This window comes from Micromonospora sp. CA-269861, assembly GCF_050948505.1.
In the GTDB taxonomy this organism is placed as follows: Bacteria; Actinomycetota; Actinomycetes; order Mycobacteriales; family Micromonosporaceae; genus Micromonospora.
Genome location: NZ_CP192014.1, coordinates 2255681 through 2280956, shown reverse-complemented (window position 1 = coordinate 2280956; position 25276 = coordinate 2255681). Strand labels below are relative to the sequence as shown.

At 72.4% G+C, this 25276-nt stretch carries 23 protein-coding genes and 1 pseudogene; 11 read left to right on the top strand and 13 right to left on the bottom strand.

What is annotated here, in order from left to right; translation table 11 throughout:
* Positions 1 to 9: 9 nt before the first annotated feature.
* Positions 10 to 2546 (top strand): annotated as a pseudogene (hrpB, locus tag ACQP0U_RS10435) (ATP-dependent helicase HrpB).
* Positions 2547 to 2555: 9 nt separating this feature from the next.
* Here the strand turns inward: hrpB and ACQP0U_RS10430 are convergent.
* Positions 2556 to 3281: a PP2C family protein-serine/threonine phosphatase gene (locus ACQP0U_RS10430; protein ID WP_433317916.1), complete on the bottom strand. Its 726-nt coding sequence runs from the start codon at positions 3279 to 3281 to the stop codon at positions 2556 to 2558.
* A 261-nt stretch (positions 3282 to 3542) separates the two neighbouring features.
* Between ACQP0U_RS10430 and ACQP0U_RS10425 the strand changes: the two genes are divergently transcribed.
* Together ACQP0U_RS10425 and ACQP0U_RS10420 are read left to right on the top strand one after the other, a co-directional pair.
* A complete protein-coding gene (locus ACQP0U_RS10425) occupies positions 3543 to 6152 on the top strand; it encodes a glycoside hydrolase family 9 protein (RefSeq protein ID WP_433317914.1) in 2610 nt (869 codons plus the stop codon).
* 78 nt (positions 6153 to 6230) lie between these two features.
* Positions 6231 to 6488 carry a hypothetical protein gene (locus ACQP0U_RS10420; protein ID WP_433317912.1) on the top strand — a complete coding sequence of 86 codons (258 nt, stop codon included), beginning with the start codon at positions 6231 to 6233 and terminating at the stop codon, positions 6486 to 6488.
* Positions 6489 to 6532: 44 nt separating this feature from the next.
* Here the strand turns inward: ACQP0U_RS10420 and ACQP0U_RS10415 are convergent, their stop codons facing one another.
* Genes ACQP0U_RS10415 through ACQP0U_RS10390 form a run of 6 tightly spaced genes read right to left on the bottom strand, consistent with a single transcriptional unit; the run spans position 6533 to position 11813 of the window.
* The gene (locus ACQP0U_RS10415; RefSeq protein ID WP_433317910.1) at positions 6533 to 7216 is read right to left on the bottom strand and encodes an HAD family hydrolase; all 684 of its coding nucleotides are present in this window, start codon (positions 7214 to 7216) and stop codon (positions 6533 to 6535) included.
* Between the two features lie 24 nt (positions 7217 to 7240).
* The gene (locus ACQP0U_RS10410; protein ID WP_091401591.1) at positions 7241 to 7498 is read right to left on the bottom strand and encodes a UBP-type zinc finger domain-containing protein; all 258 of its coding nucleotides are present in this window, start codon (positions 7496 to 7498) and stop codon (positions 7241 to 7243) included.
* On the bottom strand, positions 7495 to 9066 hold the full coding sequence (locus ACQP0U_RS10405; RefSeq protein ID WP_433317908.1) for a Na+/H+ antiporter: 1572 nt from the start codon (positions 9064 to 9066) through the stop codon (positions 7495 to 7497). The genes ACQP0U_RS10410 and ACQP0U_RS10405 overlap by 4 nt, the downstream gene beginning before the upstream one ends.
* 37 nt (positions 9067 to 9103) lie before the next feature.
* On the bottom strand, positions 9104 to 10069 hold the full coding sequence (locus ACQP0U_RS10400; protein WP_433317906.1) for a TIGR03885 family FMN-dependent LLM class oxidoreductase: 966 nt from the start codon (positions 10067 to 10069) through the stop codon (positions 9104 to 9106).
* 52 nt (positions 10070 to 10121) lie between these two features.
* Complete coding sequence (locus ACQP0U_RS10395) at positions 10122 to 11537, bottom strand: NADP-dependent succinic semialdehyde dehydrogenase (RefSeq protein WP_433317904.1); 1416 nt, start codon at positions 11535 to 11537, stop codon at positions 10122 to 10124.
* 12 nt (positions 11538 to 11549) lie between these two features.
* Positions 11550 to 11813, bottom strand: coding sequence for a DUF6343 family protein (locus tag ACQP0U_RS10390; protein ID WP_433317902.1), 264 nt, complete (start codon positions 11811 to 11813; stop codon positions 11550 to 11552).
* A gap of 121 nt (positions 11814 to 11934) precedes the next feature.
* Between ACQP0U_RS10390 and ACQP0U_RS10385 the strand changes: the two genes are divergently transcribed.
* Entirely contained in the window at positions 11935 to 12552 is a 618-nt protein-coding gene (locus ACQP0U_RS10385) for an antibiotic biosynthesis monooxygenase (protein ID WP_433317900.1), read from the top strand.
* A 120-nt stretch (positions 12553 to 12672) separates the two neighbouring features.
* On the top strand, positions 12673 to 13524 hold the full coding sequence (locus ACQP0U_RS10380) for a GDSL-type esterase/lipase family protein (protein WP_433317898.1): 852 nt from the start codon (positions 12673 to 12675) through the stop codon (positions 13522 to 13524).
* Between the two features lie 39 nt (positions 13525 to 13563).
* On the opposite strand, the gene ACQP0U_RS10375 is transcribed toward ACQP0U_RS10380, so the two are convergent.
* The 3 genes from ACQP0U_RS10375 to ACQP0U_RS10365 all read right to left on the bottom strand — a co-directional run bounded on the left by ACQP0U_RS10375 (position 13564) and on the right by ACQP0U_RS10365 (position 15476).
* On the bottom strand, positions 13564 to 14319 hold the full coding sequence (locus ACQP0U_RS10375) for an EcsC family protein (RefSeq protein WP_433317896.1): 756 nt from the start codon (positions 14317 to 14319) through the stop codon (positions 13564 to 13566).
* 49 nt (positions 14320 to 14368) lie between these two features.
* Positions 14369 to 14515, bottom strand: a complete 147-nt coding sequence (locus ACQP0U_RS10370; protein WP_167457721.1) for a hypothetical protein — start codon at positions 14513 to 14515, stop codon at positions 14369 to 14371.
* Positions 14516 to 14621: 106 nt separating this feature from the next.
* Complete coding sequence (locus ACQP0U_RS10365) at positions 14622 to 15476, bottom strand: peptidase M23 (protein WP_433317894.1); 855 nt, start codon at positions 15474 to 15476, stop codon at positions 14622 to 14624.
* A 420-nt stretch (positions 15477 to 15896) separates the two neighbouring features.
* On the opposite strand from ACQP0U_RS10365, the gene ACQP0U_RS10360 reads away from it, so the two are divergent.
* The 4 genes from ACQP0U_RS10360 (at position 15897) to ACQP0U_RS10345 (ending at position 19197) form a co-directional block, all read left to right on the top strand.
* Positions 15897 to 16817 (top strand): proteasome assembly chaperone family protein, encoded by a 921-nt coding sequence (locus ACQP0U_RS10360; RefSeq protein ID WP_433317892.1) that lies wholly within the window; start codon positions 15897 to 15899, stop codon positions 16815 to 16817.
* Between the two features lie 37 nt (positions 16818 to 16854).
* Entirely contained in the window at positions 16855 to 17652 is a 798-nt protein-coding gene (locus ACQP0U_RS10355) for an exodeoxyribonuclease III (protein ID WP_433317890.1), read from the top strand.
* Between the two features lie 17 nt (positions 17653 to 17669).
* Positions 17670 to 17987 carry an antibiotic biosynthesis monooxygenase family protein gene (locus ACQP0U_RS10350; protein ID WP_433317888.1) on the top strand — a complete coding sequence of 106 codons (318 nt, stop codon included), beginning with the start codon at positions 17670 to 17672 and terminating at the stop codon, positions 17985 to 17987.
* A gap of 334 nt (positions 17988 to 18321) precedes the next feature.
* Entirely contained in the window at positions 18322 to 19197 is an 876-nt protein-coding gene (locus tag ACQP0U_RS10345) for an alpha/beta fold hydrolase (protein WP_433317886.1), read from the top strand.
* Positions 19198 to 19253: 56 nt separating this feature from the next.
* Here the strand turns inward: ACQP0U_RS10345 and ACQP0U_RS10340 are convergent, their stop codons facing one another.
* Both ACQP0U_RS10340 and ACQP0U_RS10335 read right to left on the bottom strand, forming a co-directional pair.
* Complete coding sequence (locus ACQP0U_RS10340) at positions 19254 to 19994, bottom strand: class F sortase (RefSeq protein ID WP_433320749.1); 741 nt, start codon at positions 19992 to 19994, stop codon at positions 19254 to 19256.
* Between the two features lie 94 nt (positions 19995 to 20088).
* Positions 20089 to 20682 carry a hypothetical protein gene (locus ACQP0U_RS10335; protein WP_433320746.1) on the bottom strand — a complete coding sequence of 198 codons (594 nt, stop codon included), beginning with the start codon at positions 20680 to 20682 and terminating at the stop codon, positions 20089 to 20091.
* A 131-nt stretch (positions 20683 to 20813) separates the two neighbouring features.
* Here ACQP0U_RS10335 and trmB point away from each other — a divergent pair, with 131 nt between their 5' ends.
* Positions 20814 to 21521 carry a tRNA (guanosine(46)-N7)-methyltransferase TrmB gene (gene trmB / locus ACQP0U_RS10330; RefSeq protein ID WP_433317884.1) on the top strand — a complete coding sequence of 236 codons (708 nt, stop codon included), beginning with the start codon at positions 20814 to 20816 and terminating at the stop codon, positions 21519 to 21521.
* A 112-nt stretch (positions 21522 to 21633) separates the two neighbouring features.
* Positions 21634 to 24147, top strand: a complete 2514-nt coding sequence (locus ACQP0U_RS10325) for a DEAD/DEAH box helicase (RefSeq protein ID WP_196922129.1) — start codon at positions 21634 to 21636, stop codon at positions 24145 to 24147.
* On the opposite strand, the gene ACQP0U_RS10320 is transcribed toward ACQP0U_RS10325, so the two are convergent.
* Positions 24125 to 25213, bottom strand: coding sequence for an acyltransferase family protein (locus ACQP0U_RS10320; protein ID WP_433317882.1), 1089 nt, complete (start codon positions 25211 to 25213; stop codon positions 24125 to 24127). The two genes, ACQP0U_RS10325 and ACQP0U_RS10320, sit on opposite strands and share 23 nt — an antisense overlap.
* Between the last annotated feature and the right edge of the window lie 63 nt (positions 25214 to 25276).

Here is a 25276-nt window from a genome sequence, read left to right as displayed (position 1 = left end):
GACTGGGCCGTGCTCTCCGACGTAACACTTGACCTGCCGGTCCGTCCGGTGCTGCCGGCGCTGGTCGCGGAACTCGACGCGGCCGGCGCCGGTGTCCTGGTGGCCCCGCCGGGCACCGGCAAGACCACCCTCGCGCCGCTGGCCGTGGCCGACCGGGTGACCGGTCGAGTGGTGATCGCCCAACCCCGCCGGGTGGCGGCCCGTGCCGCTGCCCGGCGAATGGCCGAACTGCTCGGCGAGCGGGTCGGTGAGCGGGTCGGCTACGCGGTGCGCGGCGAGCGTCGGGTCGGCCCGGCCACCCGGATCGAGGTGGTCACCACCGGCCTGCTGGTCCGACGGCTGCACCACGACCCGGAGCTGCCCGGCACGGGCGCCGTGCTGCTCGACGAGTGCCACGAACGCCAACTCGACGCCGACCTCGCGCTGGCCTTCACCGTGGAGGCGCGCGCCACCCTGCGGCCGGACCTGTGGCTGCTGGCGATGTCGGCGACCCCGGACACCGACCGGTTCGCCGCGCTGCTGGGCGGGCCGAGCCCGGCCCCGGTGGTGCGGGCCGACTCGGCGTTGCACCCGGTGCAGCGGATCTGGACGCCCCGGCACGCCCGATCGCCCCACCCGGGGCCGGCCCGGTGGACCGGGCCCTGCTCGACCACGTGGCCGCCACCGTCCGGCGGGCGCTGCGCGAGCACGACGGCGACGTGCTCGTCTTCCTGCCCGGGGCCGGCGAGATCGCGGCGGTCACCGGCCGCCTGACCGACCTGCGGGACGCTGTCGCGCTGCTGCCGCTGCACGGCCGTCAACGCGGCACCGAGCAGGACGCCGCGCTGCGTCGCGCGGACCGACGGCGGGTGGTGCTGGCCACCGCGCTCGCCGAGACCAGTCTGACCGTCCCGGGCGTGCGGATCGTGGTGGACGCCGGGCTCTCCCGGGTGCCCCGGATCGACCTGGCCCGCGGGCTGGGCGCGCTGGTCACCGTGCCGGTCTCCCGCGCCGCCGCCACCCAGCGGGCCGGCCGGGCCGGCCGGGAGGCCCCGGGTACGTCTACCGCTGCTGGTCGGCGGCCACCCACGAGCGGTTGCCCGCCCGCGCCGAGCCGGAGATCGCCACCGCCGACCTGACCGGTTTCGCGCTGGAACTGGCCGCCTGGGGCCGACCGGACGGCGTCGGGCTCGCGTTGCCCGACGCGCCGCCGGCCGCCGCGATGACAGTGGCCCGGGACACCCTGGAGACCCTGGGCGCTGTCGACGCCGACGGTCGGATCACGGCGCGGGGGCGGTCGATCGCCGCCGCCGGGGCGCACCCACGGCTGGCCCGGGCCCTGCTCGACGGCGCTGGCCGGGTCGGCGCCGACCGGGCCGCCGAGGTGGTCGCCCTGCTCGCCGAGGAGAGCGCGGCCGGCCCCGGTGACGATCTGGTCGCCGGCTGGCGTCGGCTGCGCACCGGCGTGGACGCGGGCGCGACCGCCCGCTGGCGCACCGAGGTACGCCGGCTGCGGGCCGCGCTGCCGACCGGCGCACCACCGAAGGGCAGCGCCGACGCCACCGGCCGCACCGGTTCGGGTGGGCTGAGCGACGATCTCGCCGCCGGGCTGCTCGTCGGTCTGGCGTACCCGGAACGGTTGGCCCGGGTGCGGCGGCCGGGCGGTTCGGCGTACCTGATGACCGGCGGGACCGCCGCGGAGCTGGCCGCCGGCTCGGGGCTGGCCGGTTCCGACTGGCTGGCGGTCGCTGTCGCGGACCGCACCCCGGCGCGCCGTCGGCCCGGATCCGCCGGGCCTCCCCGGTGGACGAGGCGACGGCCCGGAGGCGGCCGGTCCGTTGCTGCGCACCGGCCGCGAGGTCGGCTGGTCCGACGGGGACGTGGTGGCCCGGGAGGTGACCCGGCTGGGCGCGATCGAGCTGGTCCAGCGGCGACTGGACCGGCCGGACCGGGCGGAGGTGACCGCCGCGTTGCTGACCGGCCTGCGGCAGGACGGGCTGGGACTGCTGCCCTGGACGCCAGCGGCACGGGCGCTGCGCGAGCGGCTCGCGTTCCTCCGGCACCACCTGGGCGATCCGTGGCCGGAGGTCGGCGACGGCCCGTTGCTCGACGCCGCGCCGAGCTGGCTGGGCCCGGAGCTGGCCGCCGCGCGACGCCGGGCCGACCTGGCGCGGGTGGACGTCTCGTCGGCGCTGCGTCGGCTGCTGCCCTGGGCGCAGGCCGCCCGCCTCGACGAGCTAGCCCCGGAGCGGATCGAGGTGCCGAGTGGTTCGCGGATCCGGCTGGACTACAGCGACCCGGGCGCGCCGGTGCTCGCCGTGAAGCTCCAGGAGACCTTCGGCTGGTCGGCGGCCCCGCGCATCGCCGACGGCCGGGTTCCGGTGCTGCTGCACCTGCTCTCCCCCGCCGGCCGGCCGGTGGCGGTCACCGCCGACCTGGCGTCGTTCTGGCGTACCGGCTATCCGCAGGTCCGCTCCGAGCTGCGGGGGCGCTATCCCCGGCACCCGTGGCCGGAGGATCCGGGAACGGCGACACCCACCCGGCACGCCACGCCGCGTCGGCGCTGAGCGCCGGGCCTACTCCTCGACGACGTCGGCCACGACGACTGTGACGTTGTCCGGCCCGCCGGCGTGCAGCGCCAGGTCGATCAGCTTGCCGGCGCAGGCGTCCCGGTCCGGATAGCCGCTGAGCACCTCGGTGAGGGTGTCCGGTCGGACCACGTTGGAGAGGCCGTCGCTGCACAGCAGCCAGCGGTCGCCGGCCCGGGGCACCATCGTCGCGTACGACGGGGAGACCTCGTCACCCTGCAACGCCTGGGTGACCACGGCGCGGCGCGGATGGCTGCTGGCCTGGTCCGCGGTGATCACGCCCTGATCCACCAACATCTGGACGAACGTGTCGTCCCGGGTCACCTGCTTGAGCACGCCCTCGCGGAACAGGTAGGCCCGGGAGTCGCCGACGTGCGCGAGGGCCAGGCAACTGCCGGTACGGGCGAAGAGCAGGGCGGTCAGTGTGGTGCCCATGCCCTGGCGCTCGGGATCCTCGGCGACCGCCTGTCGGATCCGGGAGGTGGCCAGCGCGATGCCACCCTCGAGTGCGGCCACCAGAGCGTCCTCGGGTGTCTCCAGGTCCAGCGGGGCGACCGCGTCGATGGTGAGGGCGCTGGCCAGGTCGCCGGCGGCCATCCCGCCCATGCCGTCGGCGACGGCGACGAGCCAGGTGCCGGCGTGCAGGGCGTCCTGGTTTCCGCTGCGGATCAGCCCACGGTCGCTCGTTCCCACGGAACGCAGCTTCAGGGTCATGGGAGGCAGCCTGCCAGGCGAAGGGCGCAGTTGTCTCTAGGAGATCAGGACGACGGCGCGTGGCGCGGCCAATCTCACGTCCGGGGGGCGGCGCGCCGGAACGCGCCCGTCGGACCGACCGCCCTCGTCGGACGCCAGAACCCATCCAACCAGATCAATTGACATGGCGTACCGGCACTGGAAACATCGAGCCGATACCTGGGAGCGCTCCCAGCATGTGCTGCCACCACCGTCCCCATTCCCGTCCCGGAAGGACTCCCCGTGACGCCATCCCGACGCCGCCTCCTGTTGGCTGCGGCGACCACTCTGGCCCTCACCGGCGCGGGCGCCGGCGCGGCCCACGCCGACCCGCCACCGGACGCCCCCGAGCAGATCGACAACGGCGACTTCAGCGCCGGGGTGAGCCCCTGGTTCTCCTTCGGCACCGGCCCGCTGGCGGTCACCGACGGCCAGCTCTGCACCACAGTCCCCGGTACGCTGGCCAACCCGTGGGACGCCGGCATCGGCCAGGACGGCGTGCCGCTGATCGCCGGCGCCGAATACACCCTCGGCTTCGCGGTCTCCGCCACTCCCGGCGCCGCGGTCAAGGCCGTCCTGCAGCTCGGCAGCGCCCCGTACACCACGTACGCGGCCGTGGACGCCGCCGCGACCGGCACCCTCCAGCGGGTCGAGCAGACCTTCACCGTCCCGGACGACAACCCCAACGCCCAACTGATCTTCCAGGTCGGTGGTTCCGCCCAGGCGCAGACCATCTGCCTGGACGACGTCTCGCTGCGCGGCGGCGAACCACCCGAGCCGTACGTGCCGGACACCGGGCCACGGGTGCGCGTCAACCAGGTCGGCTACCTTCCCGGCGGCCCGAAGAACGCCACCGTCGTCACCGAGGCCACCACCGCGCTGCCCTGGCAGCTGCGCAACGCCGCCGGCGTCGTCGTGGCCAGTGGCACCACCACCGCTCGCGGTGTCGACGCCGCCTCCGGGCAGAACGTGCAGACCGTCGACTTCTCCGGCTACCGCACCCCCGGCACCGGGCTCACGCTCACAGTGGACGGCGAGACCAGCCACCCGTTCACCATCTCCGGGTCGCTCTACAACCAGCTGCGCTCCGACTCGTTGCAGTTCTTCTACGCCCAGCGCAGCGGCATCGCCATCGACGGCGACCTGATCGGCGACGAGTACGCCCGACCCGCCGGCCACCTCGGCGTCGCACCCAACCAGGGCGACACCAACGTGCCCTGCCAGCCGGGTGTCTGCGACTACTCCCTCGACGTGCGCGGCGGCTGGTACGACGCCGGCGACCACGGCAAGTACGTGGTCAACGGCGGCATCGCCACCTACCAGCTGTTGAACACCTTCGAGCGCACCAAGACGGCGGCCACCGCCGGCGGCGGCGCCGGGCTCGCCGACGGCACGCTGCGGGTGCCCGAGCGCGACAACGGGGTGCCGGACATCCTCGACGAGGCCCGCTGGGAGTTGGAGTTCCTGCTGCGTATGCAGGTGCCCGCCGGCAAGCCGCTCGCCGGCATGGTCCACCACAAGATCCACGATCAGAACTGGACCGGGCTGCCGCTCGCCCCGCAGGACGACCCGCAGCCGCGTGAGCTGCACCCACCGTCGACCGCGGCCACCCTCAACCTCGCCGCCACCGCCGCCCAGTGCGCCCGCCTCTTCGCCCCCTACGACGCGGCGTTCGCGGCCCGCTGCGGCACTGCCGCGAAGACGGCCTACACCGCGGCCAAGGCCCACCCAGCGGTGTACGCCAGCCCGACCGACGGCACCGGCGGCGGCGCGTACGACGACAGCAACGTCACCGACGAGTTCTACTGGGCGGCGGCCGAGCTGTACCTGACCACCGGGGCGCAGAACTACCTGGCCGACCTGACCGCGTCGCCGCACCACACCGGGAACGTGTTCGAGGCACGGGGCTTCGGCTGGCAGAGCGTCGCCGCGCTGGGCCGCCTCGACCTGGCCACCGTGCCGAACGGGCTGCCGGCCGCCGATCTGACCCGGGTCCGCGCCTCGGTCACCGCCGCCGCCGACACGTACCTCGCCGAGCTGCGCCGGCAGGCGTACGGGCTGCCGATGCCCGGTGACGCCAACAGCTACTTCTGGGGTGGCAACAGCAACGTCATCAACAACGCCGTGGTGCTTGCCACCGCGTTCGACCTGACCCGCAACCCCGTCTACCGCGACGGCGCCGTGCAGGCAATGGACTACATCTTCGGCCGCAACGCCCTGAACATCTCCTACGTCACCGGGTGGGGAGAGCACGCCGCGCAGAACCAGCACAGCCGGATCTTCGGCCACCAGCTCGACCCGAGCCTGCCCCGCCCGCCGGCCGGATCGATCGCCGGTGGCCCGAACGCGGCCCTCCAGGACCCGTTCGCGGCGCAGTTGCTGGCCGGCTGCGCGCCGATGTTCTGCTACGTCGACGACATCAACTCGTACGCGACGAACGAGGTGGCGATCAACTGGAACTCGGCGTTGGCCTGGATCTCCTCGTTCCTGGCCGACCAGGGTGACTCCGGCGCGGTGCCGGCCACCACCTGCTCGGTGAGCTACACCAACTACGGCGCCTGGCAGGGCGGCACCGGGTTCACCGCGCAACTGACCATCCGGAACACGGGTGCCGCGGCCGTCAACGGCTGGAGCGTGCGCTTCGCGTTCACCGGTGACCAGCGGGTACGCGACGCGTGGCTGGCGAAGGTCACCCAGTCCGGCGCGACGGTGACCGCGCGCAACGAGTCGCACAACGCCAAGATCGCACCCGGCGGCACGGTGATGTTCGGCTTCAACGCGACGACAGCCGGCGGCGCCAACCCGAGCCCCGGCCTGGTCACCGTCAACGGAGCGGCCTGCTCACTGGCCTGACCAACCCTCGTCGAGGTGGTGGCCTCCCGCAAGGGAGACCACCACCTCGGCTGGACCCGCGCGCCTACCATCGCGAGCATGAACGGTCCGATGTGGATCCTGGTTGGCGCGGCGGTTGTACTGCCCGCCACGCTGTTGGTCCTCGCACGGCGACGACGTCGTATCCGCGCCATCGGGGCTGACGAGACGATGCGCCGAGCCCGCCAGGCGATCAGGGAAAGCGGGCACCAACAGCACCGTCAGCGCCGCGGCAGCTTGCGCGGCAAGGGGTACGGCGGGAACGAGGGCCAGGCCAGCGATGCCGGCGTCACCAGCGACTCCGGCGGCATGCCCTGACGTCCGGTAACCACGACGCCGACCAGTGCTCACGCTGGCGACGCTCAGGTCTGCTCCGCGCTGCTGGGAAGCTGGCCACCTGCCGCGTTGTGCTTCGCGACAAGGCTCGGAAGTTCGTCCAGCGAGTCGATCCGAAACAGGCACCGCTCGGCCACGGTGGAGGGGTCGAGGATGTGCCCCCACGGGCCACGCCGGATCAGACACGTCTTCATGCCAGCCTCCAGGGCTGGCCGTACGTCGTTGTCGGGTCGGTCACCGACGTACAGGATGGACGACGCGACACCACCGCCAGCCTCGACGACCCGCTCGAAGAACGCCGGTGCCGGCTTCGCCACGCCCCAGCCGTGCGACGTGCCGATCACGTCCACGGGGAGGTCGAGAGCGTGCAGGGTCGCCTCGGCATGAGCCGGCTGGTTGCCGGCCAGGCCCACGAACAGGCCCTGGTCCTTCAAGGACTCCAGGCAGCCTCGCGCGTCCGGGTAGAGATCCTCCTCGGCGAAGGACTCCGGCTGGCCAGCGGCCACCCGACGCTCCAACTCGGCCGCGAGATCGAAATCTGGCCGGAAGACCCGGAACGTCTCCTGATAGTCCAGACCCCTGGCGATCACCGCGCCGAAGACCGCCGAGAACGTGTGCCGGGGAACGCCGAGCCAGTCGGCCCAGGCCGCGAACTCGTGAGATTCGTCGAGGATGGTCCCACCGACATCGAAGATGACCGTGTCAATCATGCCCGTCCCCCGTGACGCCGACGGTCAGCCGATCTCCTCGTCGACGAAGCACCAGCGCCAGGCCTCGCCCGGCTGCGCCGAGCGGATGACCGGGTGGCCGGTGGACGCGAAGTGCTTGCTGGCGTGCTGGTTCGGCGACGAGTCACAGCAGCCGACCTGCCCGCAGCTCAGGCAGGTACGCAGGTGCACCCAGTAGGTGTCGCCGATGGCGACGCAGTCCGCGCACTCGTCGGGGGTGCGGGGCTCGGCGGCACCGGCCTCGGTCAGGTGCTGACAGCTCACTTCTCTACCTCTCGCAGCAACGACTCTTCCAGGTCCAGGTCACGATAGGCCTGCACCAACACCTCTTCGGGAATCCGACCGGAGTCCCGGGCCGCCCGGAAAACATCCCGCTCGGCGTCGATCATCTCCTGTCGCAGCCGACCGTACGCCTGCGACGGGGTCTCCCGCTCGTCGCCGCCGAGCCGTTCCCACGCCATGTTGGTGCGGTCCTCCACCGCTCGGCGCAACCGGTCCACCACCGCGTCCGGGGCGCTGTCGGCCAACTCGTCGAGGCGGTCCTGGGCGGCCTTGCTGGCCTGCTGTTGCACGCCGGCCGCGGAGAGCGCGTCCTGCACCGGGTCGTCCTGCGGCAGCTTCAACCAGCGGGCGACCAGGGGCAGGGTGGCGCCCTGGCCGACCAGGGTGAACACGATCACGGCGAAGGCCAGCCAGATGAACAACGCCCTGGGGTACGGCTCGTCGCCGGCCAGGGTGAGCGGCAGGGCCAGCGCGGCGGCCAGGGTCACCACGCCCCGCATGCCGGCCCAGCCGATGATGATCGGGAACTTCGGTGACGGCCGGGCGTCACGGCGGCGGACCCGGGGGACCAACCGGGCCAGATAGGTGGCCGGGAAGAGCCAGACGAACCGGGTCAGGAAGACGGTGGCGAGCACCGCGAAGGTGATCAGGACGAGCGAGCCGATCGGCTCGTCGAGGTCGCGCAGCACCTCCCGCAGTTGAAGCCCGACCAGCAGGAAGACCAGGCCCTCCAGGAGGAACCGGACAAGCCGCCAGAACGCGCCGACCTGCAACCGGGACGCCGCCGACAGCAACTGGGGCAGCTTGTGCCCGAGCACCAGACCGGTGACGACCACCGCGACCACCCCGGAGGCGTGCAGGTGCTCGGCGGTGAACACCACAGCGAAAGGGATGATCAACGACAGCGCGTTGTCCAGCAGCGGGTCGCTGATCCGACGGTGCAGGAAGCCGAACACCACCGCCCCGAGCGCCCCGATCAGGATGCCGCCGCCGGTGGACCGCAGCACCTCGATCGCGATCTCGCCCGTGCCGACGGCGGAGCCGATGGTGGCCATCGTCGCGACCCGCAGCAGCACCAGCGCGGTCGCGTCGTTGACCAGGCTCTCGCCCTCCAGGATGGTGACGACCCGGCGGGGCAGCCCGACCCGGCGGGCGACGGCGGTGGCGGCCACGGCGTCGGGTGGGGCGACCACCGCCCCGAGGGCCAGGCAGATCGCGAACGGCAGCTGCGGCAACAGCAGGTGCAGCACCAACCCGACCACGAACGCGGTAAACAACACCAGGCCGACCGCGAGCAGCAGGATCGGCCGGATGTTGTTCTTGAACGCTGGCACCGAGGTCTCCAGCGCGGCCACGTAGAGCAGCGGCGGCAGGATGCCGACCAGCACCAACTCCGGGTCGAGTTCCACCTGCGGGAAGCCCGGCACGAACGAGAGCGCCAGGCCGAGGACGACCAGCACGATCGGCGCGAGCAGGCCGAGCCGGCGGGCCAACGCGGCGCCCAGGGTGGCGATCGCCAGGAAGACGACGACCGGAAACAGGCTTTCCATGGGGTACGAGCCTAGGGGTACGCCTGTCCGGCCTCGATCACCCGCCCGGGCGCAGCTTCGGCAGCACCTCCGCGCCGAACGCGTCGATGAAGCCGCGCTGCTCCTGCCCGACGTGGTGCAGGGCGATCTGGTCGAAGCCGAGCTGCGCGTACCCCTCCAGCCAGCCGACGTGCCGGCCCAGGTCCGCCGACACGTTCACCACCTCGGCGACCCGCTGTGCCGGCACGTCGGCGGAGACCGCGTCGAAGTGTTCGACGGTCTCCAGGTCCCAGCAGACCGGAGGGGCGAAGACGTTGCTGCGCCACTGGTCGTGGGCGATCGCCTCGGCCTGCGCCTGCTCCGGCGCCCAGGAGACGTGCACCTGGAGGTGCAGCGGCCCACGCCCGCCGGCGTCCCGGTACGCGTCGATCATCTCGCGGAGGTGGGCCACCGGGGCGTTCACGGTGATCAGCCCGTCCGCCCACTCGGCGCACCAGCGGGCGGTGGCCACGCTGACGGCGGCGCCGACAAGCGCCGGCGGCTGCTCGGGGCGGGTCCACAGCCGGGCGCGGTCGACCCGGACCAGGCCGTCGTGGCTGACCTCCTCGCCGGCCAGCAGGGCGCGGATCACGTCCACGGACTCGCGCAGCCGGGCGGCGCGGACGTCCTTGCGCGGCCACGGGTCGCCGGTGATGTGCTCGTTGCTGGCCTCGCCGGTGCCCAGGGCAGCCCAGAACCGGCCCGGGTACATCGCGCCGAGGGTGCCGATGGCCTGCGCGATGATCGCCGGGTGGTATCGCTGACCGGGCGCGTTGACCACACCGAACGGCATGCCGGTGGCCTGCAACGCCGAGCCCAGCCAGGACCAGGCGAAGCCGGACTCGCCCTGCCGGGCGCTCCACGGGGAGAAGTGGTCGGAGCACATGGCGGCGTCGAAGCCGGCCCGTTCGGCGTGGATCACCGCCTCCAACAGGGCGCGCGGACCGATCTGCTCGTGCGATGCGTGAAATCCGAACGACGTCATGGGCACACTTCCTACCCACGACGGCACCGGCTGACGCGTACCGCGCCCCGAACTACTCGGCGTGTGCGCCGGCGCCGGCCGAGGCGGCGCCCTCGCCCACCCAGACCGTCTTGGTGTTGCAGAACTCCCGCATGCCCAGCGCCGACAACTCCCGCCCGTAGCCGGAGTTCTTCACACCGCCGAACGGCAACTCCGGGTAGGAGGTGGTCATCCCGTTGACGAAGACGTTGCCGGCGTCCAGGTCGGTGGCGAAGCGCTCCTGCTCGGCCGGGTCCCGGGTCCAGGCATTCGAGCCGAGCCCGAAGCTGGTGCCATTGGCGATCTCGATGGCCTCCTCGTACGACGAGACCCGGAACAGGCCGGCGACCGGGCCGAAGACCTCCTCGGACCACATCCGCATCTGCGGGGTCAGGTCGGTGACCACTGTCGGCGGGTAGAACCAGCCGTCGCCGGTCGGTGGCTCGCCGCCGCACAGCACTGTCGCGCCGTTGTCCACCGCGTCGCGGACCTGGGCGTGCACCTCGTCGCGGCCACGTTCGCTGGCCAGCGGCCCGACGTCGGTGTTCGGGTCCATCGGGTCGCCGACGCGCAGCGCGGCCATGTTGGCGGCGAACTTCTCGGCGAAGGCGTCGAACACGTCGGTGTGCACGATGAACCGCTTAGCGGCGATGCAGGACTGGCCGTTGTTCTGGCAGCGGGCGGTGGTGGCCACCTCGGCGGCCCGGTCCACGTCCGCCGAGGGCATCACCACGAAGGGGTCGCTGCCGCCGAGTTCGAGGACTGTCTTCTTCAGCTCCCGTCCGGCGATCTGCGCGATGGACCGGCCGGCCGGCTCGCTGCCGGTGAGCGTCGCGGCGCGGACCCGGGGGTCGCTGAGGATGTGGTCGACAGCCTCGGAGTCGACAAGCACTGTGGTGAAGGCGCCCTCGGGGAAGCCGGCTCGCCGGAACACGTCCTCCAGCAGCAACGCGGTCTGCGGCACGTTCGAGGCGTGCTTGAGCAGGCCGGTGTTGCCGGCCATCAGCGCCGGGGCGGCGAAGCGCATCACCTGCCAGAGCGGGAAGTTCCACGGCATCACCGCGAGCACCACGCCGATCGGCTGGTACCGGATGAACGCCCGGGTCGCCTTCACGGCGTCGGCGTCGGCCGGCTCGTCGGCGAGGAACGCGGGGGCCTTGTCGGCGTAGAAGCGGGCGGCCGTGGCGCACTTGGTCACCTCGGCCTGCGCCGCGACGTACGTCTTGCCCATCTCCGTGGTCATGATCCGCGCGATCTCGTCGCGCTCGGCGTCCAGCAGGTCGGCCGCGGCGTTCATCCACCGGGCGCGCTCGTCGACAGTCGTCTCCCGCAGCTGCCGGAACGCGAGGTCGGTGCGCTCGATGGCATCGTCGAGTTGCTCGGTGGACATCGCCTCATAGGTCTTGAGCACCTGTCCGGTGGCGGGGTTGGTGGTGGCGATGTGGGGCATCTCGTCCTCCTGTCACTCGAACAACGAGTGTCGTACGCCCGGCTCCTCGCGGCGCCGGGCGGCGCGGCGGCGCTGGATCACGACCAGGTCGACCACGGCGACCACGGCGAAGATCGCGCAGACCACGCCGAGCCAGGCGATGCCGGCCCAGAACGCCAGCACCGCGAAGAGCACCATGATCACCAGCCCGAAGCCGGCGAGAGTGAGCCGGAGGTTCAGCGCGCTGTTGGCGTGGCCGACCGTGCCACGGGCGCGCCGGGGCTGCGATCTCGTCATACCCACCGACCTACCCCCGATCGGCCGGGTTAACCGGTGCTGCGCGCCTCCACACCCGCGGGCCGGTGTGCTCCGGCACATCCGTTCGCGCTGCGGCCCCGCTCGACCGCAGGATGGGCGCATGTCAATGACCCTCGCCGTGCCGGTGACCGTCTCCATCGCCCGCCGCGTCGACCCCGGCCGGGCCAGCGAGATGGTGGCGTGGATGCGGGCCGGCACCGCGCTGGCCGAGGCGTTCCCCGGGTTCCTCGGTGCCGGCTGGGTGCAGAGCGGCCCCGGTTCGCCGGAGTGGCACATGCTCTACCGCTTCGCCGACGCCGAGACGCTGCGCCGGTGGGAGGAGTCCCCGCAGCGGCACTGGTGGCTCAGCTCGGCGCAGGGCATCGTCGAGCACGCCCGGGTCGAGCGGCGTACCGGGATCGAGGGCTGGTTCGACAGGCCGCTGGAGCACTCGGTGGACCCGGTGGAGCCGGTCCCGCCCGCGTCGCCGCCCCGGTGGAAGCAGGCGGTGACCATCTGGCTGGCGTTCTTCCCACTGAGTCTGACCGCCACCCTGCTGACGAGCCGCTTCCTCGACGCGGTGCCGCTGGCGGCCCGGGTGCTGCTGATGACGCTCTGCCTGACCCCGCTGATGACCTATCTGGTGCTGCCCCGGATCACCCGGGCGTTGCACTGGTGGCTGCACGGCCAGCCGGCACCCTGGCGGGGCGGTCAGCCGGCCCTCCGGCGGGACGCATAGCACCCCGACGGCCCTTGTGTCGGCGCTCTGCCGCATACCCGACAGCAACTTCCCGGTAAACCACGTCCTGCGCATAGAGTTACCGCGCTGTCGCTCTGTGCTGCGGGAACGGGAGACGTCATGCCTCGACGCTGGGTCGCCGCCCTGGCCTGTCTCGCGGCGCTCGTCGCGCTGGCCTGCGAGGGCGGCAACTCAGCGACACCCCGCCCCACCACGAGCGCCCCGCCGTCGAGCGGGCCCGGTGGCATCGCCGCCCTCGGCGACTCGATCAGCACCGGCTTCGCCTCCTGCCTGGTGCTCACCTCCTGCGAGCGCAACTCCTGGTCGACCGGGGACGGGCTGCGGGTGCAGAGCCACTACCGGCGGCTGCTCGAACAGAACACGGCGATCCGCGACCGGACGTACAACCACGCCCGTCCCGGCGCCCGCGCCGACGCCCTGGAGGGTCAGGCCCAGGCGGCGGTACGCGACCGCCCCGACTACGTCACAGTGCTGATCGGCGCCAACGACGTCTGCCGGGGCGGGCTGGACGCGATGACACCAGTGGCGCAGTTCCGTTCCGACGTCGACCGGGGGCTGCGGGTCCTGCGGACCGGCCGGCCGAAGGCCCGGGTGCTGGTGGTGAGCATCCCGGACCTGTACCGGCTCTGGGAGGTCGGGCACGACGACGCGCGGGCGACCCGCGCGTGGCGGCGGGGCGTCTGCCCGGCCCTGCTGGCCGACGCGACCTCGACCGCGCCCGCCGACCGGGCGCGTCGGGCGGCCGTCCGGGACCGGATCGGCGCGTACAACGCCGAGTTGAAGGCGGCCTGCCGGGCGTACGGGTCACGGTGCCGCCACGACGGCGGCGCGTTGCACAAGGTCCGGTTCACCCTGGACCTGCTCAACCCGCTGGACTGGTTCCACCCGAACGCCACCGGCCAGGGCCGCATCGCCGAGGTGACCTGGCGCTCCTCGGGCCTGGCCACCTGATCCGGCCTGGCCGACCGGCGACCCCGGACGGGTGGACCGTCAGGGCTGGCGTGGCTCCGGGACGGCGTTGCCGCGGGAGCGGTAGAGGGCCCGGGACCGCTGGGCGAGGTCCTTTGTAGCCGACGAGTTGGCCCAGGTGCCGAGCACGATGGCCGCACCGGGGACGATCTTGGCGACCATCCGCTTCGCGGCCCGGACGCCGGCCATCTGGGCCAGCCGGATGCCGAGTTGCAGCATGACCCGACCGAGCGGACGCTGGCCACCCAGGCCGAAGAGCGCGTCGGCGCGTTCCCGGCCGGCGGCCACGCCGAGCGCCAACCGGGCGCTCTCGGCGACCTTGTGCACCCGCTGGAGCACCAACAGGTCGGTGGCCCGGTCGTGGTGCAGGGGGTCGACGTCGTACGCGGCGGCGATGTGCAGCACCATCCGCGCCTGGGTCCAGGCCAGCACGCCCACGTCGATCACGGCGCCGGGCAGCCCGGCCGCGCCGGAGACCGCGCCGGACAGCCGGGCCAGGTTGACGAACTTGCGGGCCGCCTGGTCGGCCAGCACGTCGGCGGAGACCCCGGGCTGCTCGGCCCGGGCGCGACCGACCCACTGCACGGCCTCCGGCCCGAGGCGGCGCACCGCCTCCAGGGCGAGGTGCTCCGGCGCGTACTGCGGGTCGTCACGCATCCGGTCCCAGAGCCGGGCCGGCGGACCCTCGGGGGCGTCCGCCGGCCCGGCCGGCAGGTCGACGGACGGCTGCGGAGTAGGTGCGGCGGGCTGACCGCCGACGGGCGGGGTGTCGGTCACCAGGTCTCCCCAGGTGTGGGAACGGTGGACAGGGCGGCCGATGGAGCGGTCAGCGGCGGCGGTTGGACAGTCGGGCCGCCAACCCCTTCAGCTTCTGCTGGTTGCCCGGCTTGGCCATCTCGCGACGACCTCGCTCGACCAACTGCTGCCCCTTCGGTGATCTCAGGAACGTGGTGATCCGCTGCATCAGTGACATGGCGTCCTCCTGTCGATGATCCCTTAGTCATGTGTACCCCGAACCCGCAACACATGTACCCGGGATGCGACAGCCTCAACCCTGACCGTCCATAGTGGGCGGTAGGTTACCGCCCCGCCGGCACGATGGCGTCGACGACCCGGGTGGCCCGCCACTCGTGCTGCTGGTAGTGCTCGGGGTACGCGGAGACCTGCACCGCCTGGGCGGCATCGGTGAGCCGCATCCGCTGCCAGCCGGGCACCTGCTCCAGCGCGGTGAGGAACTGCCGGGTGGCGAACTCGGGGTCCATCAGCCGCCCCACCGGGCCCCAGCCGCTGCTGGAACGCTGCTGGAACAACCCGACCGAGTCATGGTCCCAGCCGACGCCCTGGTGCGGATAGTCCTGCGACTCGGGCAGCACGCCGCTGGCGACGTTGTAGAGATTGCTCTCCTGCATGGCGGTGGCCACCGCGATCACCAGGCCCCTGCGCGGCACCCCCATCTTGCGGCCGGCGCGGACGATCGCCTCGGCGTTCTCCATCTGGTCCTCGTCCAGCCCGGCGACGGGCGCCGGGTCGGTCGGGCGAGCCGGGGCGACCTTGCGGGCCGACGCGGTGGTGTCCGGATCGCTCGGGCGCGCGGACGGGGCAGCGGTGGAGGTGCTCGGGGCCGCCGTGCGGTCGAGGGATCGGGAGGCGCGCTGCTGCTCGGCGCGCTGGGCCAACTCGGAGCTGGAGAGCGAACCACCCCGGGTCGCCGCGTCGGCGTCCCCGTTGCGAACCTGGACGACGGCGGTCAGACCGAGGCAGCACACCACACCGGTGGCCAGCGCCACCTGCGCCCGGCGTCGACCGGTCAGGTCCCGGGCGTACGCCCGGAGCCGGCTCGCGGCAGTTGTCCGTTCGGTTGAGGTGCCATCCTCCGTATCGGCAGTGGGGCTGCTCGGGGCGTACGGGTCGTCGAGGGTGCCGTCGTCACGCATCAACCGAGGCTAGGCAGGTGAAAACCCTGATCACGCACGGTGATCACGTGGTGCTCGACACAGATCGGCCCCGTACTGGTGGACGACCCGGTCGGGTCGACCCGCCCGGGGAACGGACCTCGCGTACCGGATGAAGCTGGCGTCGCACGCGGACCGGCACGGCCCGTGACAGGGCCGGACATCCGACCTCCGAGCCTGACATGATCGACAAACTCGGCCTTTGGGCCGAACCACCCCTCGGCCGATCGGCCAATCGGCTCGGCCTGGTGGCGTAAACAGGCGATTAGTCCGGTCACGCCCACCACCCGGCCAACGGATCGCCCGACGCAGGAATGCACCAGGATGGCGGGTACGTTGCCCGAACGGGTGCCCTCCGTCGCGACGGCACCCCGCAGGCACATTTCAGGGAGGTCCGCACCGGTGCTCGACCCACACGAGCTCTACGAGCTCACCGACGATCTGCCCGACCTCGGGCAGCCGGTCCTCATCCAGGCCCTCACCGGGTTCGTGGACGCCGGAAACGCCAGCCGACTGGCGCGTGAGCAGCTACTCACCTCGCTGGAGGGTCGGCCGATCGCCACCTTCGACGTCGACCAGCTGTTCGACTACCGATCGCGACGACCGGTGATGACCTTCGTCGAGGACCACTGGGAGAGCGTCGACGCGCCCAAGCTGGAGCTGCACCTGCTGCGCGACGACGACGAGACGCCGTTCCTGCTGCTCACCGGCCCCGAACCGGACCTGCAGTGGGAGCGTTTCGTGGCCGCCGTCGCCGGGCTCGCCGCCCGGCTGGACGTCCGGCTCACAGTGGGGCTCAACTCGATCCCGATGGCGGTCCCGCACACCCGACCGACCGGGGTGACCGCGCACGCCACCCGCCCCGAGCTGATCGGCGGCTACGAGCCCTGGCTGCAACGCGTCCAGGTGCCCGGCAGCGTCGGCCACCTGCTGGAGTTCCGCCTGGGCGAGCAGGGCCGCGACGCGCTGGGCTTCGCCGCCCACGTGCCGCACTACGTGGCGCAGACCGAGTACCCGGCCGCCGCCGAGGTGCTGCTCACCTCGGTGTCGCGCAGCACCGGCCTGCTGCTGCCCGGCGACGGGCTGCGCTCGGCCGCCGAGGTGGTCCGGGTGGAGATCGACAGGCAGGTCGCCCAGACCGAGGATGCCGCCGCCCTGGTCCAGGCCCTGGAGGAGCAGTACGACGCGTTCGCCCGGGGTCGGGGCGAGAAGAGCCTGCTCGCCCCGGACGCCGGCCCGCTGCCCACGGCCGACGAACTCGGCGCGGAACTGGAACGGTTCCTGGCCGAACAGACCCGTCCCGGCGACACCCCGGGCAGCTGACCCGACGTCACGGCGGCGGATGCGGCAGGCTGGGGGCATGCGCCTGGCGACCTGGAACGTCAACTCGGTGAAGGCCCGCCTACCCCGGCTGCTCGAGTGGCTGGCCGACACCGGGCCGGACGTCGTCTGCCTGCAGGAGACCAAGTGCCCGGACGGCGCCTTCCCGGTGACCGAGGTGGGCGAGCTGGGCTACACCGTGGCCAGCCACAGCGACGGCCGGTGGAACGGGGTCGCCATCCTGTCCCGGGTCGGGCTGGGCGACGTCCGGGTCGGGTTCGCCGACGAGCCCGGCTTCCCCGAACCCGAGGCCCGGGCCATCTCCGCCACCTGCGACGGGGTGCGGGTCTGGTCGGTGTACGTGCCCAACGGCCGGACGCCCGACGACCCGCACTACGCGTACAAGTTGGCCTGGTTCGCGGCGCTGCGCGACGCGCTGGACACCGAGCTGGCCGGCGGGTTGCCCCTGGCGGTCTGCGGCGACTTCAACGTCGCCCCGACCGACGCCGACGTCTGGGACCCGGCGGTCTTCACCCACTCCACCCACGTCACCCCGGCCGAGCGGGCGGCCCTCGCGGCGCTGCGCGACCTGGGGCTCAGCGACGTCGTGCCCACCCCGATGAAGGGCCCGCACCCCTTCACCTACTGGGACTACCGGGCCGGCATGTTCCACCAGAACAAGGGCATGAGAATCGACCTGGTGTACGCGTCCGCGCCGTTCGCCCGAGCGGTCCGCTCCGCGTACGTGGACCGCGAGGCCCGCAAGGGCAAGGGCCCCTCCGACCACGCGCCGATCGTGGTCGACGCGGACCTGGTCCCGGCGGTCGAGACGTTCTGAGTGGCTAGGGTGGGCAGATGGCAGTCGTGAAGATCAACGCAATTGAGGTCCCGCCCGGTGGCGGCGCGGAGCTGGAGAAGCGGTTCGCCGCACGGGCCGGCACGGTGGAGAACTCCCCCGGCTTCCTCGGCTTCGAACTGCTCCGCCCGGTGGCCGGCGAGACCCGCTACTTCGTCTACACCAAGTGGGAGAGCGAAGACGCCTTCCAGGCGTGGGCCGCCGGCCCGTCGCGCGCCGCCCACGCCGCAGCCCCCGGCGACAAGCCCCGCCCGCCGGTCTCCAGCGGAGCCAGCCTGCTGGAGTTCGAGGTGGCGCTACACGTCCCTCAGCCCTAGCCACCTCCCCGCCGCGTCGAGGCGGGTGTGGAGCGGCAGCCCGCGCCTTGATCGTGCTCGATCCATGATGTAGTCCCCTCCGGGCGGCGCGAGGCCACTACATCCTGGATCGAGCACGACCTTGATCCGGGGCCGGACGCGGCGCGGCGGGGCGCGCCAGGGGCAGGGGGCGTGATGTGCCGAGGATGCCGCACCACAGCCGAATCGCACCCGGGCCGGATGTCTCCGTTGATAGCGTCGAGACGGGCCGAGCGGTAGCCGGTCACCAGTCGCCCTACCTGCCATTCCAGGCCGTTCGCTCGGGCGCAGCCCAAGGTGCGGGGGGATTCTGGCCATGTTCGACGGCTTCGAAGAGTTCGACATCGAGACGCCCGGCGCGACGATCCACGGACGCCGAGGCGGAAGCGGGCCGCCCGTCCTGCTGCTGCACGGCATCCCCGAGACGCACCTCATGTGGCACCAGGTCGCGCCACGGCTCGCCGAGAACTACACAGTCGTCGCCACCGACCTGCGGGGCTGGGGCGACAGTGGCAAACCGCCGAGCACAGCGGATCACGAGCCGTACAGCATGCGCGCCATCGCCCGCGACCAAATCGCGGTGATGCGGAGTCTGGGTCACGAGCAGTTCCGACTCGTCGGCCACGATCGTGGGGCCCGCTGCGCGTACCGTCTCGCGCTTGACGAACCGGACGCCGTCACCCGACTGGCCGTCATGGACGTGGTGCCCATCGGGGACGTCTACAACCGCGCCGACAAGACATTCAGCCTCTCCTACTGGGTCTGGTCCTTCCTGGCGGCGCCGGCTCCGGTGCCCGAGCAGTTCATCAAGGCGGCGCCCGCGGTGCTCGTCGACTTCATGCTCGACACCTGGCCCAAGGTCAAGGACGCCTTCCCCGCGGAGGTGCGGGCGGCGTACGTCAAGCAGTTCAGCGACCCCGACACGGTGCACGCGATCTGTGAGGAGTTCCGCGCCGCCGCGACGCTCGACTACCAGCAGGACGAGGCGGACCGGGGGAAACGGAAGATCGCCTGCCCGGTGCTGTTCCTCTGGAGCCAGGAGGGCCAGGTCGCGAAGCTCTACGACGAGCCGCTCGCGATCTGGCGGGAGTGGGCCGACGACGTACGCGGCGAGCCGGTCCCGGTCGGGCACTTCATCCCGGAGGAGGCCCCCGACGAGACCACCCGCCAGCTCCTGTCCTTCCTGAGCTGACGCCGGGCGGGCGAGAGCTGCCGCCGGGCGAGAGCTGCCGCCGGGCGAGGTCGGTTTCAGGGCTTGCGGGAGGACTGGAGGGTGGCGAAGGCGATGACGTTGTCGGCGTAGCCGGTGCGGCCTCCGATGAACTGGCCACCGCAGGTGATCAGTCGCAGCCCGGGTGGCCCGTCATGGCCGTAGATCCGCTCGGCGGGCAACTGGTCCTTCGGGAAGTGTTCGACGGTGTCGACCCGGAACACCACCACCGACTTGTCCGCCCGGGCCACCTCGATCAGGTCGCCGGGGTGCAGCTTGCCCAGGTCGTAGAAGACCGACGGACCGGTCTTGGTGTCCACGTGCCCGACGATCACCGCCGGGCCGGGCTCACCGGGTGTGGGCCCGCGGTCGTACCAGCCGGTCTCGTTGTGCCGTTCCAGCGGCGGTACGGCGATCGAGCCGTCCCGGGCCTGCCCGACGGGCGCCACCGGCGCGGCCACCTTGATCGCCGGCACCGAGAGGCGCACCGGACGGCTGGCCGACAACCCGACCGACTCACTGCGGGCCGGTCGGTCACCGCCGGTCGGGGCCAGGTCGAACGGGCCGACCGAGCGGCCCAGCCCCGCCCCGGTGGCGAAGACCCCGGCCAACACCAACACCACGGCCAACGGTACGGACCAGGGGCTGCGGCCGGACGGACGACGACTACGCCGAGGGGCGACGGCGGTCGGCGGGCGCGCCGCGACCGACGGGCGCTCGGGATCCGGCCGGCGCTGGGGATCCGGCGGGCGGTCGGAGCCCGGCCAGTCGTCGTCCAGTCGCGCATCATCTGGCGGCGACGCGGGACGGCCGGCGAACGGCTGGCGGGAACCGGGCGGCGGTGGCGTGGGGCGGAAGATCTCCATGGCGGGCTCAGCGACGCGCGGCGGCTCGGGGACGGCGCAGCGCCATCACGGCGAGGATCAGGCCGGTGATGGTCAGTGCCGCGCCGCCGGGCACCAGCAGCTTGCCCGTCATCCCGCCGCTGCCTCCGCCGAAGCCGGTCGCCGGACCCCGACTCGGCTGGTTGGGGACCTTCTTGACCACCTGGAGCATTGTCGAGGCGGTCTCGCCGTCGCGGCACTCCAGCTTGACCCGGTAGTTGCCGGGGCGGGTGCGCTCGCGCACCATCGGCGCGGCGGTGAGCACGCCGCGCTGCGGCTGCACGCCGACCTCTCCGAAGGCGTCGGAGACCACGGTTGCGCCGACTGAGTTGTCCCGACAACTGGCCCGGATGCCGACCAGGTAGCCGGGCTGCACCGTGCTGGGGCTCACCTCGACGAAGATGTCCACCGACGGCGCCGGTTGGGGCGCGCCACCGGGCGGCCCTCCCGGCTGCGGCGCCGGTGCGGCAAGGGCAACGGCGGCACCCTCGGGCGCGGCGAGGGCGGGCGTGGCGGCCAGCAGGGGGCCGGCGAACACTGTCACCAGGGACAGGGCCACGACGCCGCGGGTCACTCTCACGATGCCCCCTCTCCGACGCCGTGCGGCCGTGTCGGGCAGTGGAGCAACCGACCTGCCGTACCAGTTGGATCCTCTCATTTCCGGTCGCACATCACATCCGATCCGTCGGCGGCGTCGCGTAGGCTCGGGTCGCTGTGACCGCCACCGACCATGACCCCGCCGTCCCGCCCGCGAGCCGGCCGATCCGCACGTTCCACCCCCGCCGGGGTCGGATGAGCGACCGGCAGACCGACGCGCTGAGCCGGCTCTGGCCCGCGTACGGCCTGGACGTGCCGGACGGACCTGTCGTGCCCGTCGACCTGGCCGACCTGTTCGGTCGCCGGGCGCCCGTCGTGCTGGAGATCGGCTCGGGCATGGGCGACAGCACCGCCGCGATGGCTGCCGCCGACCCGGATCGAGATTATCTGGCGGTCGAGGTGCACACGCCGGGAATCGCCAACCTGCTCGACCTGGTGGAGCGCGGCGGCCTGCGCAACGTCCGGGTGGCGGAGGGCGACGCGTTGTCCCTGGTCAGCGGCCTGCCCGAGGGTGTGCTGGATGCCGTGCACGTCTTCTTCCCGGACCCGTGGCCGAAGTCCCGCCACCACAAGCGGCGGATCATCCAGCCGACGCACGTGGCGCTGCTGCGGTCCCGGCTGCGGCCCGGCGGCATGCTGCACTGCGCGACCGACTGGGCCGAGTACGCCGAGGCGATGCGGGTGACCCTGGAGTCGGACCCGGAGCTGGTGGACGCGTACGGCGGCTTCGCGCCGCGTCCGGCGCACCGGCCGGTGACGAAGTTCGAACGGCGGGCGATCACGGCCGGTCGCCCGGTCGCGGACCTGTTGTACCGCCGACGGTGACCGGCGAAACGCCCGAACCGGCACGCGGCGGGGCGTTCGGGATGCCCGGACGGGGGTCCGGTGCGGGCCGGGTTGGCGTACCGGGGCATGATCCAGGCACCATGGACAGGCTATGACGCTCACCGCCGCGCTGCCGACAAGCGCCGACCCCGACACCCTCTTCGACGCGTTCGCCGGCTGGGCGAAGGAGCGCGGCCTCGACCTCTACCCGCATCAGGAAGAGGCGGTCATCGAGATCGTCTCCGGCGCCAACCTGATCATGAACACGCCGACCGGCTCGGGTAAAAGCCTGGTCGCGATCGCCGCGCACTTCGCGGCCCTCGCCGACAGCCGGACGACCTTCTACACCGCGCCGATCAAGGCGCTGGTGTCGGAGAAGTTCTTCGCGCTCTGCGAGGTCTTCGGCGCCGAGAACGTCGGCATGCTCACCGGCGACGCCAGCGTCAACGCCGACGCCCCGATCATCTGCTGCACCGCGGAGATCCTGGCCAACCTGGCGCTGCGCGAGGGCACGAAGGCCGACGTCGGCCAGGTCATCATGGACGAGTTCCACTTCTACGCCGAACCCGACCGGGGCTGGGCGTGGCAGGTGCCGATCATCGAGCTGCCGCAGGCCCAGTTCATCCTGATGTCCGCCACCCTGGGGGACACCACCCGCTTCGTCGACGACCTGACCCGGCGCACCGGGCGGCCGACCGCCGTCGTGCGCACGGCGGAGCGGCCGGTCCCGCTCATCTTCTCGTACGCGATGACTCCGCTGCACGAGACGCTCGAGGAGCTGCTGGAGACCAAGCAGGCCCCGGTGTACGTGGTGCACTTCACCCAGGCCGCCGCGCTGGAACGCGCCCAGGCGCTGACCAGCGTCAACGTGTGCACCCGCGCTGAGAAGGACATGATCGCCGAGGCGATCGGTGGTTTCCGGTTCACCGCCGGCTTCGGCAAGACGCTCTCCCGGCTGGTCCGGCACGGCATCGGCGTGCACCACGCCGGCATGCTTCCCAAGTACCGCCGCCTGGTGGAGACCCTCGCCCAGGCCGGCCTGCTCAAGGTCATCTGCGGCACCGACACCCTCGGCGTCGGCATCAACGTGCCGATCCGCACCGTGCTGTTCACCGGCCTGTCCAAGTACGACGGGGTTCGTACCCGGCTGTTGAAGAACCGGGAGTTCCACCAGATCGCCGGGCGGGCCGGCCGGGCCGGCTACGACACCATCGGCCGGGTCGTCGTGCAGGCCCCCGAACACGTCATCGACAACGAGAAGGCCCTCGCGAAGGCCGGCGACGACCCGAAGAAGCGACGCAAGGTGGTCCGCAAGAAGCCACCGGAGGGCTCGATCGGCTGGGGCCAGCCCACCTTCGACCGACTCGTCGACGCCGAGCCGGAGCCGCTGACCTCCAGCTTCCAGGTAAGCCACTCGATGCTGCTCAACGTCATCGGCCGGCCCGGGGACGCGTTCACAGCGATGCGGCACCTGCTCACCGACAACCACGAGGAGCCCGCCGCGCAGCGCCGGCACATCCGCCGGGCGATCGCCATCTACCGGGCGCTGCGGGCCGGCGGGGTCGTCGAGGAGCTGCCCGAGCCGGACGAGACCGGCCGGCGGATCCGGCTCACCGTCGACCTCCAACTCGACTTCGCCCTCAACCAGCCGCTCTCCCCGCTGGCCCTGGCCACCATCGAGCTGCTCGACGCCGAGTCCCCGTCGTACGCCCTGGACGTCCTCTCGGTCATCGAGTCGATCCTCGACGACCCCCGGCAGATCCTCTCCGCGCAGCAGTTCAAGGCGCGCGGCGAGGCGGTCGCCGCCATGAAGGCCGAGGGCATCGAGTACGAGGCACGCATCGAACTGCTCGACGAGGTGACCCACCCGAAGCCCCTGGCCGAGCTGCTGGAGGCCGCGTACGAGATGTACCGGCAGGGGCACCCCTGGGTCGCCGACCACCAGCTCTCCCCCAAGGCCGTCGTCCGCGACATGTACGAGCGGGCCATGACCTTCACCGAGTACGTGCAGTTCTACGGGCTGACCCGCTCGGAGGGCCTCGTCCTGCGCTACCTGGCCGACGCGTACAAGACGCTGCGGCAGACCGTGCCCGAGGACGCCAAGACCGAGGAGCTGATCGACCTCATCGAGTGGTTGGGCGAGCTGGTCCGCCAGGTCGACTCCAGCCTCATCGACGAGTGGGAGCGACTGCGCAACCCGTCCGACGTGGCCGAGGTGGCCCAGGCGCACGCCGCTCTGACGGATCGGCCACCGGCGGTGACCCGCAACGCGCGGGCGTTCCGGGTGCTTGTGCGCAACGCCCTGTTCCGCCGCGTCGAGCTGGCCGCGCTACGCCGCTGGGACCTGCTCGCCGAGCTGGACGCCGAGGACGGCTGGGACTACGACGCGTGGGCCGACGCCCTCGGGCCGTACTTCGAGGCGTACGACTCGATCGGGGTCGGGCCGGACGCCCGCGGCCCGGCGCTTCTCATGATCGAGCAGGGCCGGGAACGGTGGACCGTACGGCAGATCTTCGACGACCCGGACGGCGACCACGACTGGGGAATCAGCGCCGAGATCGACCTGGCGGCCTCGGACGAGGTCGGCGCCGCGGTCGTGCGGATCACCGACGTCGGCCAGCTCTGACCTGCCGGTCGGCGCGGTGCCGACCGGCAGCGCCCGGCCGCAGGCCCAACAGCGTCGGAGCACGCCGGGCGGCCACGTCCTCGATCCAGCCGAACAGCAGCACCGCCCCGGCGGTCAGGAGGCACACCCCCGCCAGCCGCAGCGCGATCGAGGCCACCGAGTTGTACGGGAGCACCGGCGCGAGCAGCAGGAACACCCCGAGGCTGGCCGGGATGTGCCACAGGTAGATGGTGACCGCCCGCGCGTTGACCACCTGGAGCGTGCGGCCCAGCGGCACCCGGCCGACGAGCCGGGGCTGCACTCTCAGCAGCACGGCGACGAGGGCCATCGACCACAGCGTGGTGCCACCCGCGATGTGGTTGAGGTCGACGGCCCGGCCGGTCACCATGGCGGCCACCACCCACGTCCCGCCCGCCCCGGCGAGCCCGGCGACGAGACAGCCGTACCAGCGCCACGGGACGCGGCGCAGCAGCCGGTCGTGGTGGGCGAAGCCCAGCAGCCAGCAGGACAGGTAGGCGGCGACGAAGTAGCCGGCGCGCACACCGGCGAGGTGCATCCCGATGGGCAGCGCGGTGGCGACGCCGAGGCTGGGCCATGGCCAGCGGCGGAACAGCCACAGCAGGACCGGCGAGAACAGCACCAACCACAGATAGGTGACGACGTACCAGAGCCCGATGTGGAACGCCCACCCCCAGGACTGCCCACCCACCGGCGGCACCCGAAGGGGCAGGACCCACCAGAGCAGTTCACCCCAGCCGGCCACGCCGTTCGGCAGCGGACGCCACCCGACGGACAGCACCGCCAGGGCGATCGCGCCGAACGCCCAGAACGGCAGCAGCAGCCGGCGCAGCCGCCGGAGCACTGCCGACGGACCCTGCCGGTCCAGTGACGCCGCCATCAACGAACCGGCGATGCCGAACATCAGACCCATCGCCGGCACCAGCAGGCTCAGCCAGATCCAACCGGTGACGTGGAAGAGCACGACGCGGACAAGTGCGATCGTCCGCAGCAGGTCCAGGTAGCGGTCACGGTCGGTTGCGGCGTCGACGGACCGGACGGCCCGCACCGCCGCACTCCGGTCAGGGGTGGTGACCCTGGACGCCGCATCAATGACCACAAGGCACAATAA

Bases quoted from the DNA above. Each gene is read 5' to 3' on its own strand.
- ACQP0U_RS10420 (WP_433317912.1), top strand. From the start codon at position 6,231: ATGAACGGTCCGATGTGGATCCTGGTTGGCGCGGCGGTTGTACTGCCC.
- ACQP0U_RS10395 (WP_433317904.1), bottom strand. From the start codon at position 11,537: ATGCCCCACATCGCCACCACCAACCCCGCCACCGGACAGGTGCTCAAG.
- ACQP0U_RS10390 (WP_433317902.1), bottom strand. From the start codon at position 11,813: ATGACGAGATCGCAGCCCCGGCGCGCCCGTGGCACGGTCGGCCACGCC.
- ACQP0U_RS10355 (WP_433317890.1), top strand. From the start codon at position 16,855: ATGCGCCTGGCGACCTGGAACGTCAACTCGGTGAAGGCCCGCCTACCC.
- ACQP0U_RS10430 (WP_433317916.1), bottom strand. From the start codon at position 3,281: ATGACCCTGAAGCTGCGTTCCGTGGGAACGAGCGACCGTGGGCTGATC.
- ACQP0U_RS10345 (WP_433317886.1), top strand. From the start codon at position 18,322: ATGTTCGACGGCTTCGAAGAGTTCGACATCGAGACGCCCGGCGCGACG.
- ACQP0U_RS10415 (WP_433317910.1), bottom strand. From the start codon at position 7,216: ATGATTGACACGGTCATCTTCGATGTCGGTGGGACCATCCTCGACGAA.
- ACQP0U_RS10350 (WP_433317888.1), top strand. From the start codon at position 17,670: ATGGCAGTCGTGAAGATCAACGCAATTGAGGTCCCGCCCGGTGGCGGC.
- ACQP0U_RS10405 (WP_433317908.1), bottom strand. From the start codon at position 9,066: ATGGAAAGCCTGTTTCCGGTCGTCGTCTTCCTGGCGATCGCCACCCTG.
- ACQP0U_RS10325 (WP_196922129.1), top strand. From the start codon at position 21,634: ATGACGCTCACCGCCGCGCTGCCGACAAGCGCCGACCCCGACACCCTC.
- ACQP0U_RS10365 (WP_433317894.1), bottom strand. From the start codon at position 15,476: ATGCGTGACGACGGCACCCTCGACGACCCGTACGCCCCGAGCAGCCCC.
- ACQP0U_RS10385 (WP_433317900.1), top strand. From the start codon at position 11,935: ATGTCAATGACCCTCGCCGTGCCGGTGACCGTCTCCATCGCCCGCCGC.
- ACQP0U_RS10370 (WP_167457721.1), bottom strand. From the start codon at position 14,515: ATGTCACTGATGCAGCGGATCACCACGTTCCTGAGATCACCGAAGGGG.
- ACQP0U_RS10400 (WP_433317906.1), bottom strand. From the start codon at position 10,069: ATGACGTCGTTCGGATTTCACGCATCGCACGAGCAGATCGGTCCGCGC.
- ACQP0U_RS10380 (WP_433317898.1), top strand. From the start codon at position 12,673: ATGCCTCGACGCTGGGTCGCCGCCCTGGCCTGTCTCGCGGCGCTCGTC.